This window comes from Phocaeicola fibrisolvens (assembly GCF_025567125.1).
GTDB lineage: Bacteria > Bacteroidota > Bacteroidia > Bacteroidales > Bacteroidaceae > Phocaeicola > Phocaeicola fibrisolvens.
Genome location: NZ_JAOQJI010000028.1, coordinates 1 through 14,225 on the forward strand (window position 1 = coordinate 1; position 14,225 = coordinate 14,225).

Consider the following 14,225-nt stretch of genomic DNA (forward strand, 5'->3'; position numbering starts at 1 on the left):
TAATCGAAAAATTTTATTAGCTTGGTAACTAACTGATTATTAATTAATAATAGCTGTTTTGGCGAATTTTCTCCGGACAGCAATGATTTTACACCTCCAAATGAGTTTCAATTCCATAAGGTACGATTAAAAGGTAAAGGACGAGTTCAAGAATCTTTGGTACTTGCGTTTCAATTCCATAAGGTACGATTAAAAGATTTGAGAAAAGGTCAGAAATGCGCTGTAATTAAGTTTCAATTCCATAAGGTACGATTAAAAGATTAACATGAACTTCCGTATCAAAATTTCAGGAGGTTTCAATTCCATAAGGTACGATTAATTTGTAACCTCATTAATATCCAGTTTCAATTCCATAAGGTACGATTAAAAGAATATAACAATGATATTAATAAAAGTATGTTCTACGTTTCAATTCCATAAGGTACGATTAAAAGAGGGAGGAATTAAATCTCTTATGTCTGTGAAAGGGTTTCAATTCCATAAGGTACGATTAAAAGGTATATAACAATCCTGAAACAAAAGCAATTGCCTCAGTTTCAATTCCATAAGGTACGATTAAAAGTTTGCCTTATCTTGTCGATATCTTCCAAATCATAGTTTCAATTCCATAAGGTACGATTAAAAGTTCTGAAAACTTATATGAGTGACCTATTCAACAACGTTTCAATTCCATAAGGTACGATTAAAAGACCAGAATCAGCATAAATCTTCTGATATGTAAGTAAGTTTCAATTCCATAAGGTACGATTAAAAGAGAACTGAGAGCGGAACAACAGCAACCAACTTATGTTTCAATTCCATAAGGTACGATTAAAAGTGTTAATACCGATTCCATACATTGAATCAGACGTTGTTTCAATTCCATAAGGTACGATTAAAAGATGAGACTTCTCAAGGGCTTGAGGTATCTCATCAGTTTCAATTCCATAAGGTACGATTAAAAGGCAAACGTCTAAACCTTCAGGACCTCTTCTTTCAGGTTTCAATTCCATAAGGTACGATTAAAAGTATGCAACACCAGCAACATAATCAGTGTCAAAACTAGTTTCAATTCCATAAGGTACGATTAAAAGATCAATCATTCTTGATTATTTTTACAAACTATACCGGTTTCAATTCCATAAGGTACGATTAAAAGACCAAATAGTTTGCACGCGGAGAAGTAATAATTCTGTTTCAATTCCATAAGGTACGATTAAAAGCCAAAAGGGGTGGTGGGTTGTATCCGTTCCTTTTGGAGTTTCAATTCCATAAGGTACGATTAAAAGGCAGGAAGACAAGAAGGTGTCGCGATGGGAGAAAGTTTCAATTCCATAAGGTACGATTAAAAGCTGGACACACAGATAAACGGATATGCCTACCAACGTTTCAATTCCATAAGGTACGATTAAAAGTCTCTTTCCTTGCTCCTGATAGTATTCCAACAGTGTTTCAATTCCATAAGGTACGATTAAAAGCTGGCATATACCTTCGACTTCGACCCCGAAAAAGGTTTCAATTCCATAAGGTACGATTAAAAGATCACGCCTCGAGTCGACTACTGTCAGGGAAACCGAGTTTCAATTCCATAAGGTACGATTAAAAGACCAAGACTGGGTAGAAACAGTGTATACGAGCAAAGTTTCAATTCCATAAGGTACGATTAAAAGAGTATCGGTTTTGCATATTGTGTCCCGTGTAATAAGTTTCAATTCCATAAGGTACGATTAAAAGATATGAAAAAGTTTGCAGTTATTTATTCGGACCCTTGTTTCAATTCCATAAGGTACGATTAAAAGTTTGATAGCATAGATTCTTCATTTGACATAAGATAGTTTCAATTCCATAAGGTACGATTAAAAGTTCATCGTCGTGATGATCGTGGCCGACTTCGTCCTGTTTCAATTCCATAAGGTACGATTAAAAGAATTTAGAGAAACAGATTGATGAGCAGTGGAAGATGGTTTCAATTCCATAAGGTACGATTAAAAGTCAGTAAGTCCGTCAACTGTTACGGAAATTTTACTAAGTTTCAATTCCATAAGGTACGATTAAAAGTTTCTTGATAAGCTGCATTTCATCCTCAAACAACAAGTTTCAATTCCATAAGGTACGATTAAAAGTGCCGAATCTGTGCCACTTCATCAACTAACTTGCGTTTCAATTCCATAAGGTACGATTAAAAGCGGGCACGGGAGAAATGTATGCCAAACCGATTACGAGTTTCAATTCCATAAGGTACGATTAAAAGATTTGACAAGCCAAAAAGTCCTATCATGCCGTTGGATGTTTCAATTCCATAAGGTACGATTAAAAGAGTCGAAACAACAACCAAATCTTTCATCAATGTTGTTTCAATTCCATAAGGTACGATTAAAAGCGTCGGCAAACCAAGATAATCATACAATGAACAAGTCTGGTTTCAATTCCATAAGGTACGATTAAAAGCGGTAGTGAACAGCAGGATGCTCAGAATGAACACAGTTTCAATTCCATAAGGTACGATTAAAAGATAGCCTTTGCTGGGGATGTTAAGCGTACAACAAGTTTCAATTCCATAAGGTACGATTAAAAGTCGTAGTAGTAAGTACCTACAGGAATGTTCAGCATGTTTCAATTCCATAAGGTACGATTAAAAGCCGAACCCGCCGTTTCGGAATAAGGCAAGGAACATAGTTTCAATTCCATAAGGTACGATTAAAAGATGTAGCAAAATTTATTTTGATTATCATTAAGATGTTTCAATTCCATAAGGTACGATTAAAAGAAAAAGCGAATCAGACACAAGCAATGCGGAAATGCGTTTCAATTCCATAAGGTACGATTAAAAGAATAGAGAAAATCTTGAACGGCAGATTGATGAGCAAGTTTCAATTCCATAAGGTACGATTAAAAGCTTGTGTTAATGCCATTTCTTTTCCCTTTTAAAAAGTTTCAATTCCATAAGGTACGATTAAAAGCTCTCACTTATAACGATGTTCATAAGCCTCGTTGGTTTCAATTCCATAAGGTACGATTAAAAGCAAGACTGTTCTTCGTACGGCCTTGGTCGATGAGAAGTTTCAATTCCATAAGGTACGATTAAAAGATTTGACAAGCCAAAAAGTCCTATCATGCCGTTGGATGTTTCAATTCCATAAGGTACGATTAAAAGCCGATGTAAAGAAAAGCCCGTTATCACCTCAACTGTTTCAATTCCATAAGGTACGATTAAAAGTTTTTTTCAAACCATCTGCGATGTAACCTGCGTAGTTTCAATTCCATAAGGTACGATTAAAAGTATTTGTTGCTCCAAGTACAGCTGTTTACTTTAATAGTTTCAATTCCATAAGGTACGATTAAAAGACCATTACTGAGTGTTTGCATTTTATAGAGGATGCTGTTTCAATTCCATAAGGTACGATTAAAAGTCAGCAGAGTTCTGTTTATCTGACCACTTCTTAGATGTTTCAATTCCATAAGGTACGATTAAAAGTCTTTCCTCCGATAGAGGTAGCAAAACCGTATTCCTGTTTCAATTCCATAAGGTACGATTAAAAGGCGGCCTTCGTAAGGGAGCACACCGTCCTGACCTGGTTTCAATTCCATAAGGTACGATTAAAAGGAATGGAAACCTATTACTACCAGTTTGGAAAAGACGTTTCAATTCCATAAGGTACGATTAAAAGTGTGAGCATCATTGTATGTAAGGGTTAAAAACAAGTTTCAATTCCATAAGGTACGATTAAAAGTCTACTTAGAGCAATTCGCGACATGCCTAAATCAGTTTCAATTCCATAAGGTACGATTAAAAGCCCGAGGTCTCCGAGTGCCCGAGTGGGCATGATGGTGTTTCAATTCCATAAGGTACGATTAAAAGTATCAACATCTGTTGCTTATTATTCGTATCAGATGTTTCAATTCCATAAGGTACGATTAAAAGTTGAGTTGATGAACGAAGGCCAAGGAACAATATATCACGTTTCAATTCCATAAGGTACGATTAAAAGCAAAGCTGATTGATATCAGCTCCGCGTTTAAACAGTTTCAATTCCATAAGGTACGATTAAAAGTCTTCATTTTCATTTTTATTATATACTGAAAATAAAGTCATTATAAAATGCAAATATAGAAAAAAATTACAAGAAAAAATGTCGATGCCTAATTCTAAAAAAATCCCAAGGTATCGACATTTTCATAAGTATCTGTATTTCAATAAGTCAAAGAACTATTAGGCATATAAATTTCCTGAAAACAGAAACATAAGCCTCATCGACAAAATTTATTTAGAGAAAGACATCTATATTAGACCGTTCTTTTCCTACAATTCGCTTATCCATCGTATATTGGGAAGAACCACTAAATATAATTATACTATCTTCTTCTTTTTTCATAAAAGCATCACATAACATCAACAGTTCCTTTAAACGAACCTCCGATATTTCACCTTCAAAAACAGAATTCTGAATCCAGTTCAGATACCTTCGGCACAATTTCAACATTTTTCCTACCCTCCGCTCTCCAAAATCATACACTAAAATTACATACATATCACCAATACATCTTAAAAGGTTTATATTCTTCCATACCCAACAAATGTTTGGCCAATTTATAGCACTCCAATTTTACAAGATGCTTGTAACTGACTGAACGCTTTAAAGAGCGATGTTGAATGGTTTCCTGCAACCGATCCTCCAAAGCTTTTACAAATATCTTCTTTCCCATGGAATTAAGCAAACATTTGTTCAACTTCCAATCAAAATGTTTTCCCTGAATTTCCTTTCGGTTTAAAACCTTAAAAATCACTCGGTCTACGATAATGGGTTTGAAGATTTCCGCAATATCCAATGCCAAGGAGTAACGACGCTCACCAGGTGTATGCAAATAACTGATAGTAGGGTTCAGCTGGGTTTGATGAATGGCACGCAAGCAAAGCGTATAGCACACCATATTACCAAAGGAAATCAGTGCATTTACCTCATTCTGTGGAGGACGTTTGGTACGAGTACCCATTTCAAAGTCATTCAGTATCAAATTAAATGCCGTGTAGTAATATTGCCTTATCTGACCTTCCACTCCCATCAGTTCTTCCGTACTACCAGTCTGAGGTATTTGAGAAGAAAGTTTTTTCATCAGAGCTATTAATTCTTCCATATCCTTCCCTCTCCGATTATAATACTGAAGGTTCTTAATCATATTATAAGCCGCTCCTTCAATAAATTTCTGAGCGATACACATTCTTTTTTTGAGATTCTGATAATGGGCAGTCTGTGCCAACAGCATCCTACCGGAAAGCAAACAATCTCTCGGCATGAAGGAACCCGTGTAATTCTCATAATAATCAAAAAAGTGAACAGCAATGTCTTTCTGGCCTAGAAAATTAAACAACGAACTATTCGCACGCAATGAGCCAAACACATAAAACTCACTGATATCTTCCACTGGCAAATAACGGGGCTGAGAAGAAACAGGAGTATCTTCTCCCTCTTCCGTGCAAGGAGTAAACTTTAATGTGTTATCTTTTCTCTCTAAAATACCCGGATTAAACAAATAAAAAGTTTTCTTCATTCTTCCATCTCCTTACAATAACAAAATTCATAATAACTGCAATTACGACACCATGATTTTTGAACCAAAGGTGGACATTGCTCATCAGAAACAATAGTCTCGATATTTTCCTTCATTTCTTCTATCTCTCCGCGGTCGGAATCCGTTAGATTGACTGGTTGAGTTTTTCTTAAAACAGGATATTCAAGCAAACCAGTCACCCCTTCAATCCCATTCTTCTCAAACACATATAGGTAATACTTTACCTGCCATTCATGGGCCTTCTCTACCTTGTTTGATTTTTTGATTTCATGAATCACTTTATTCTTGGTGTCATAATAATCAACCTTTATTCCATCCAACTCAATCTCTTCATATTTCGCTGAACGCTGCGGATAAGAATCCTCATGAATCAGTTTACCCTCAAACACAAGGTCAGAGGTATGTTCAAAATTAATGCCATTTGCAAATAGCCAAAGCTTGCGTTTGCATACTTGATAATAATTAAAGTGTGTACCAGTAATTTGCATGTTTATTCATTATATTATCTCATAACAATCAGGCTTTCTTTCTATACAACCTTGTTTCTCATCATAGAATAATTCCTCTGCAATCCATACATCTATATCCTTTGATCGATTTTTTCTATTCAAATGATAAGGATATACAGAAACCAACAGTTCATTTGCTTCGATATAACGTTTCTGTTCCACCAAGCCACAATATTCTTCTTTCAGATTATAGCACAACACATCTACTTTCTGATTATTCTGATCCAATATTTCATCAGCCCAGTCTTCACATATCCCAGCAATCCACTTCTTTTCAAAATTAGAAACAGAATTCAATCCCTGTTCAAAATCCTTCCTTTGTTGTTCAGAATATCCATCTTTGTACACGTCATTGCAAGCCCTGATCAAATCATCCTCCGACAAGTTTTTACCATCCAACTCTAACATTACAATCCAGGTATCTCGCAATAACTGCTCATCATAAAAAGGAGTTTTACCTATTATTTCCTCAAAGAGATGTACATCGGCCATTTTCTTATGACCAGAAACATCCACCAGTTTTCCAGTGCGATTTACACGGCCTAAACGTTGGATCAGGGAATCTATAGGAGCATTTTCGATATAAGCAGTATCGTAGTCTATATCCAAACTTACTTCAACCGCTTGTGTGGCTACCAGTAGTTGAGGACGTTTGCTCCTATCTGCATGCGTCACAAAATGCTCTATCTCTCTCCTTGATTTTTGGTTGAATCCGCCATGCAACATCATCTTCTTTGAATCATCAAAATCTATTTCCTGATAAATCTGCTGACAAGTTTTTACATTATTGACCACAACCAGCACAGAAAGGCCACTTTCCAAATCAGCTTCAATCTGACCAATATACTGACCTATATTTTCTTGTGCATGACAAATCAAATGATGACGTTGTCTTCCCATCACACAGGCATCTGATGAAAATGTAGAATCCGGACGAACGATTCGGGAATAATCTCCCTCATAAATCTGTTCTACAATTTCCTTCAACAAAAAATTTGGGATAGTAGCAGACATAAACAAGAACTTGGCTCCAAAAATATTCCTGAAAATCTTAACCGTTCCCAACATTTTTCCGGTCAAAAAAGCATTGTACGCATGAAATTCATCAATGACAAACAGAGCATTCTGACATTCCAACATAGAGAACTCCCATCCTTTTCCATGACAAGGTACCCGTAATAGTTGGTGTAAAGTCATAATTTTTACCGGATAATAGACCTCACGCGACAGGGTATTCAAACTCCGGGCATTTTGTTCAAGTTCTATATAATCGGGAATTACATTCGAAGATTCCTCACACAATTCGTTATAGATAAAATTCAAAGATTTAGAATGTTGTATCATTACTTCCGAACGATTATATACATCGCACAGACGTTTCATCATCGCATTGATAGAGGCCGTATAAGGCAACAGATAAAACAAACGATTGCCTTCCAACTGATTGGCATATACCCAGCTTAAAGCAGCTTCCGTCTTGCCTGATCCTGTAGGTGCATGCAGAACTGCATCCCCTTTCCATTGTTGTAACTTCTCTTGGAAATGGCGAAACGGGAATTTAGTGGATTTGTCGTGTGGCTGGAAATCATTCAAAGATATCAACTGGTAATCGGGAATTTCTGCCCGACCTCCAGAGGCCAAATGATCTGCCGCTTGCAAGAAAGCTCTCAACAGAGAGAAATGCTGCCGGTCTTCCAAACAAGGCACTGCCTTTACTTGCTTACTTTTTCTGAACATATAACAGAAAGTCGACGGAATTTTTTCTAATACCTCTTGTCTGTAAACAAATTCTTCTGCAAATAAAGAGAGCCATGACTGTAAGGTTTCCAAGCACATGGTTCCTTCAGAGAATGGTAAATAAATTCCTTCATCCACTGAAATACTGATGTCATTCAAATCTTGCATTTCCAAAGACCTTTCACAAGAATTTGACTCTACGCTTTTATGATGTGTTCCAACAGCGAACAGCACTGCATCGTTTACCTCCAAAAAAGTTTTTGCAAACCAGACAGAGACCAATTCGTGACGGATACTGGCATATTTGTCACCATTCAACCTTTTCTGAAAGGTCGGATGCACCTTTCCCAAGTCATGCAGAATCGCAGCTGGCACAAAATTTTGTGTTAAGAAAGTTCTTTCAGTATCCGATAAAGACAGTGACTGAAGTAACTTCAGTCCTGTCTCTATTACCATACAAGTATGCTCATACAAAGTGATTCCATCACTTTTAGCTCTTACTTTCTTTATATCCTCTATATTCATATCGTAAACGTATGCATATAAAAATCTGTAAATTGCTCATCCAAAGTTCGATATAAGTTAGTACATTTCACATGTACCCCCTCACCATGAATAGCCACAAACATCATCGGATTTACAGGGATTCTTCCACTCCCAATATTCTCTCCTTCGGCATAAGACTCTGCAATCTGCACAAGCTGCCCGGGTATAATCTGATTTGCATCAAAAGGAATCATACAACCTTTCAAAGTTCCTTCCGATATAGGTATCACCTCTTTGACACATACTTTTTTAATTTGGAGCAAGTCTTGCGAACGCCCTAATGCCGGAGTTCCTATAGGAGACTCAAAATACTCCTTCCAGTCTATACGGTCAATCCAGACGGTTAAATCAGGATTCGTATGAAATTCACGCGTATATGCATCACTCCCTTTGTCATGGTTCTTTATTTTCTTCCCATCAAACTGCAACCTTCTTCGGGTTTCTATATCCAAAGAGACTGTATCATAAAGATACCGGAAACCGACCTTCACTTCATTGCAGGACACAAAGCGCCCTAGACAGCAACCTAGTATTCCTAAAATAGTAGAATAAGGAGGTACTGGCATACATAGGGCATTTCCGGAAAGAACAAACGGAAGACGAGGAGTAGCAGTCCAGCCTGCAAACTGTATTTCCAGTACTTTATCCATTACTTCAAATATTTATCTACAAACATTTCGACTATTTTGATAGGGCTATCCACTATAAAGGTATCCCCGTTCAACGCTTTTACTTCTGCTTCATTCTCCAAATATCCTGTTCGGATTCCAATGCAAACGGGAGTCTGAAGTTTGTCTTTATAATCTTCAGCTAATTCCTTCAACAAGTCCACATTTAACTTCGGACGCTCGCCGTCTCCTATATATAAGTTATTAAAGCAAGGATTTGCAGACGACATTCCCGCAAATACAATCACTTTAGGAGAGACATCGGCTCCAAATGCTGCCATCTTTGCGCCTCCACGGAGATGTACCAGCCCTCTCAGCAAACCTGCAGCACGTTCGTTTCTCAGTTGTTCCGCATTCTGAAGCGTATAGACTTGTACATTTTTCTGTGAAGAATCCTCCACGAGAAATTCTTTATACTTTTCTACCAGCTCTTTTGACAACTCCACACGAGACGGCGTATTCACGAAACAACCCAAACGGTAACATTCCAAATTAAAGAATCCTTCCAAATGGGTAGCATAAAAGCGAGTTGAATAAGGTAAAGGGGTTCCGTCTTTCGGAAAAACAAAAGCATTATCTATTGTTAAAGCACGCATCTTGGGGATTCCTTTCAAAATGGAAGTTTTGAAGGGAGACGTACGCTGAATGCTCTCCTCACCTTTAGAACCACTTTTCATATATCCAAACAAGTCATCCTCCGGATAAATAACAGGGTCTAATTCTGTGGCAATTTTTGAGGTAGAACCTTTCGTATTTGTATCAATGGCATGTAGTTCGCTGGGTTGCCAACCATTTTCTTCATTTGCGGTATTCCTAAGCCAACGACGCCATGCTTGTGCCGACACGTAAGGAACTTCTTCCTTGCGTCCATTCACTGTTTCCTTGAAAGTCTTTGGGATTACTGTATTCTGATCTTCTCCAGTTGCCAATCCGGCACCATTCAAAAAAGTAGCGGTTGCATCACACAACACATTTCCTGTAATGTTTTTAATTTGTTCTGACATAACTTTCTATTTTTAAGGTTACTAGTTATTTTCAATATTATTTGAAGAAATTTCATTCAGTTTGAGTCTGAAGGCAAACAAGAATGTCTTGAACGCATAATTACCCCAAGGATCATAAATCAAATCGTATTCATTCCATTCTTTGCCACTTTCATTCAGACGTTGCAAGATAGAATAAAACCATATCATCTGTAATCGTAAATCGCTACGAGGGATTGAACGTTTAATCTTATTACATAGCGTTACATATTTTGATTTATCCACCGCATCCTGAAATCTATACGATACATATTGACAAGTAAATTCATTGATACGGTCTAACCATTTCTTTATATCTGCATCCAACGGCTGAACAGGAAATTCTATGTCTTCTTCCTCTAAGGATAAATCTTCTCTATTTCCATTATACAATCTCAACAAAGCACAGACTCCGTATATGTTTTTCTTGCCATTCGTGGTATAAAATAAGGAATACAGACGATAAATTCCGTCTTTCCAAGCATTCTCTATCAATTGTTTATCAAATACAGAAGAATCTACATCATTAGCTTGCTCCCCATATCGAAATTCCGGGATACGATCTTTTTCCCTCGGATAATCAGAAGAACTTTCCATCAGATGAATCATCTTCGCACAAAACCGGAATGCCATCGTGTCCTTGACGTTCAGTGAAGGACAATCAGAAAGGGATACCCCTTTTTGATAGTAAAAATGCACCAATTTATAAATCTGAAAACAACGATATGAAATGGGCAAGGACTCAGGATCATCCAAGATCGCTATCTGACAACTCATTGACCAGTCTCCTTTTTCTGTTGCCCGCCATAGTATTCTGCTCAGCAACGATGTATAATCATTTTTTGCATCATAAGCATCAGTTTTGCCCAACACAGCGTCATCTTTTGCATCTTTATATTTCATTATCAGGCCAGAAATATACTGGGCCATTGCAGTCTTTTTCTCTTGATGAATGGCTTTCCAATAAGACTCGAAAAACCCCACACTAACCCCTTCATATTTTTTAGCCGGATAAAGGCCCGACCATTCCCTGTTATCAGACAAACATTCCAAAAAACTTGAACTTAATGCAGGAGTATTTAATATACGTGCCAGTTCTCCCTTATGACGCTTACGCAATAAAGCCAACCGCCTAAGTAATTCATTAGGTACCCTGTCTATAGAACAACTGGCACCTGCACCCGAATTCGAAAAACTCCACAAGTTCACATCTGCATATTCACAATCGGCCTTGCATTTTTCCATGACTTCCAAGGCTTCCAAAATATAATTCCCTTTTGTAGCCCCCTTCATGTTTTCAATCGGCTCATTCGTCATGACTACGTTTGCTACTTTTTCGACTAAACTATTTACTTTCTCTTCCACAAACTCCTCACAAAACTCCAAAGCCGTAGAATCAACAAGCAGAATACCTTTCTTATAAATGTAAGCACAAAAAGGCAGGAACTGCAACAATACCACGCAAATGGGATGTACATTATACGTCTCCCTCGCCATAGGTAGAGACTGTGCATCGGAACCTAATCCCCCCAATAAAGGAAACCAGCATCTGTTTAAAGTCAAATCCTTTTTCTTCGCTTCTTTCTCTGGAACTCCTAGATCAACCAATGTTTCCAGCATAAAATCAGAGAACGTTTTAGTATAATGTAATCCTGTCAAGTTACATTGTTTGTCGCCTTCTGCTTCAAAACCGTCCACAATCTTACACAACAGCATTTCATATATCTTCTCACCAAGTTTCTTATCGTTATACAATGGCCCATTTTTCGTAAAAAGCATCGTATAACTTTTGAAACGCAGATTCAGACTCATCAAAGAATAAGGGAGTTCATCGCACACTCTTTTCATCATGGTATTCAAAACATCTGTAGTAATGTCCCGCACATCATCCAATCCAGCCAATGCTTTAATTGTCATCAAAGCATTGTTGACCATCGGATTTCCTGTATAATGACTAATTATGTTCATAACTAAATTAAATAAGGTTTCAATATCAAGGTAATTAATTCCATATTATATCTTCATTCGAAATCGGTTTTATTTTCATAGTAGTTCTAATGTTATTTTTCCATTAGTATGTTTTGTTTGAAAGCTACTTGCAAATATAAGTTATTTTTCCAAAAACAAAGAAGAACTCCTTAAGAATTGGTTTCAAATATTTTATTTTTGCATTTAGAGGAATTGAAATTTAGTATGTTTGGTTTGTCAAACATTACAATCGCACCATACTCCCCAATAAACAGTTGGGGAGTTATTTTTCAACTTTCAAGAATCCAAATCCCATTGAAGAAAGACTTCCTGCCGATGATTCATAAAGAAATCTCATCAATTCCAAAGGGGCAGAAATCCTCATCCTACACATGAAGCCTCGTACCTTAGTTTCTTGTGGAGTATCAGCCTTTATCTTCACCAATACAGATTTGGGAGAACTTAAAACCTCTAGGCGACAGCCTTCTACATGAAAAGGACATTCAGTTCCATAAAACAAAGAATATTTTTCTATAAGCCCTTTAAAAAGAATATAAGAAGCAGCAGAATCTGTCGGAGATAAATAATCTACCTTCCTACCTTCATGGCGGAGCTTCAAACACATTGGAGACAAAGTCCGAAACGTCATCTCTTCCGTAAATTCTGGAGAAGGCATCACCTCCACATTACGCACAATAAACTGTACGGTTGACTTCCGATCACCAATTTCAAATATCTGATCCATAAACAACCCTTGAATAAAACTTTGGGTGCTTTTCTCTGGCAAAAAACTAATCTGCCACTCTACCGTATCCGACAAGATAAGTAGTCTCCCCTCTTCATGCAGTATCTTATATCTTTCTATATCAAAACGAGAATAAGAAAAGAACTTAAACGTTTTTCCATTTTCCATACGAAAACCATTTTCATGGAGCCAAGTAGCATAATCTTTATCCGCACATGCCAGAATTCTGTATATTGCAGACGACTGTTCATATTGATAATTTATAGGTAACCGGTTACCAAAAGCTCTTTTATTGACCTCTAATTGTAATTTAAATCGCATACCTTTCTTTCCTTGTTATAATATATGTATCTCTTTTATTATTTCATCCATATTTCCATCACACAAAGCCTGCAAGTTATCCTCTGTCATGAGTGATTCAGACAAAGCACGACGCACCATTCTGCAATAACGCTCTGCCCTATCTGGGAGAAGATATCCTCCCCATCCTTCTTCCAATTTGTTTTTCTTGACATACTCGTCAAAAATACGGTTATAATAAACCGCCGTGATTACATGCAAATCTTTCGCCCGATGTACAAGCGCCGCGACAGACATACCATAAGTGTTTTTTAAATCCACGAGCTCTTCCAAGGATAGGTATGAACGTTTTTTCCCAAAAGACTCATAAACTCTCTTAGCAGGAAACAATAAGGCAGAAGCAAAACGATGACAATATTTTTCTTTAGTACGTATATCCAAACGTTCCAAGAACTGAAAAAGTAGATGTCCTAATTCATGTAAAGCTGTAAAACGTTTCCGTTCTACAGTTACATTCCGATTATTCAACACGACAAAAGGAATCTGTCGATTCACCCATCCACTTAATCCGTCTATCCGTTCATCTATTTCCAGCTCTAACACTTTTATTCCTGCATTTTCCATTATACGGCAGACAGAAGAAATAGAATCTGTTCCCAACTCCCATTTTCTACGCAAAATTTCCGCCGCTACCTCCATGTCTTCAATGGAAGAATAGAGTTTCTGAGAGAAAGGAGATTTGAAAGAAGTCGAAACGCCTAGTTTACGTTCCAAATACACATAACGTTGTAGACACACATTCACTTCACTCTTAACAGCCTCCTCCTCTTTTGCCGACAATATTTCTCCACGACGAAAGTTCCAACCATCAATTTTCATAGGAAAACTCATTCTCAGACTGGCAGGAGATACTTGATAAATCTTCAACAATGCATCAAGTACCTGAACTGACGGACGCATTTTTCCTCTTTCATATTTAGACAAAGCCTGCTTAGACACCAATCGACCTAACTTCTGACAGACCTCATCTAAAGTCAACCCACGCATTTTACGCATATTTCTCAATTCTTCCGCTTGCATATCATCTTATCTTTACTTGATTCATAAGCCCAATCGGTTTACAAATATATATTTTTTTCAGTATCTTATCAACCAAAACCTTTTTCTTATATAGAAAGCTATA

9 protein-coding genes and 1 CRISPR repeat array are annotated in these 14,225 nt (G+C 37.1%); all 9 genes read right to left on the reverse strand.

Annotated features, from left to right (window positions below; all coding sequences use genetic code 11):
- Positions 1-104 precede the first annotated feature (104 nt).
- Positions 105-4,031: a CRISPR direct-repeat array (repeat unit 29 nt; unit sequence GTTTCAATTCCATAAGGTACGATTAAAAG).
- 213 nt (positions 4,032-4,244) lie between these two features.
- Positions 4,245-4,508 (reverse strand): CRISPR-associated endonuclease Cas2, encoded by a 264-nt coding sequence (cas2, locus tag OCV81_RS11555; protein ID WP_148330134.1) that lies wholly within the window; start codon positions 4,506-4,508, stop codon positions 4,245-4,247.
- 1 nt (position 4,509) lies between these two features.
- Positions 4,510-5,526: a type I-B CRISPR-associated endonuclease Cas1b gene (cas1b, locus tag OCV81_RS11560; RefSeq protein WP_148330135.1), complete on the reverse strand. Its 1,017-nt coding sequence runs from the start codon at positions 5,524-5,526 to the stop codon at positions 4,510-4,512.
- Positions 5,523-6,035, reverse strand: a complete 513-nt coding sequence (gene cas4 / locus OCV81_RS11565; protein ID WP_148330136.1) for a CRISPR-associated protein Cas4 — start codon at positions 6,033-6,035, stop codon at positions 5,523-5,525. The genes cas1b and cas4 overlap by 4 nt, the downstream gene beginning before the upstream one ends.
- Before the next feature lie 9 nt (positions 6,036-6,044).
- Entirely contained in the window at positions 6,045-8,318 is a 2,274-nt protein-coding gene (gene cas3 / locus OCV81_RS11570) for a CRISPR-associated helicase Cas3' (protein ID WP_148330137.1), read from the reverse strand.
- Positions 8,315-8,989 carry a CRISPR-associated protein Cas5 gene (gene cas5, locus OCV81_RS11575; protein ID WP_148330138.1) on the reverse strand — a complete coding sequence of 225 codons (675 nt, stop codon included), beginning with the start codon at positions 8,987-8,989 and terminating at the stop codon, positions 8,315-8,317. The genes cas3 and cas5 overlap by 4 nt, the downstream gene beginning before the upstream one ends.
- Positions 8,989-10,011, reverse strand: a complete 1,023-nt coding sequence (gene cas7i / locus OCV81_RS11580) for a type I-B CRISPR-associated protein Cas7/Cst2/DevR (RefSeq protein WP_148330139.1) — start codon at positions 10,009-10,011, stop codon at positions 8,989-8,991. The genes cas5 and cas7i overlap by 1 nt, the downstream gene beginning before the upstream one ends.
- 21 nt (positions 10,012-10,032) lie before the next feature.
- Positions 10,033-11,997 carry a hypothetical protein gene (locus tag OCV81_RS11585; RefSeq protein ID WP_148330140.1) on the reverse strand — a complete coding sequence of 655 codons (1,965 nt, stop codon included), beginning with the start codon at positions 11,995-11,997 and terminating at the stop codon, positions 10,033-10,035.
- 283 nt (positions 11,998-12,280) lie between these two features.
- On the reverse strand, positions 12,281-13,063 hold the full coding sequence (cas6, locus tag OCV81_RS11590; protein WP_148330141.1) for a CRISPR-associated endoribonuclease Cas6: 783 nt from the start codon (positions 13,061-13,063) through the stop codon (positions 12,281-12,283).
- Positions 13,064-13,078: 15 nt separating this feature from the next.
- On the reverse strand, positions 13,079-14,122 hold the full coding sequence (locus tag OCV81_RS11595; protein WP_148330142.1) for a helix-turn-helix domain-containing protein: 1,044 nt from the start codon (positions 14,120-14,122) through the stop codon (positions 13,079-13,081).
- Between the last annotated feature and the right edge of the window lie 103 nt (positions 14,123-14,225).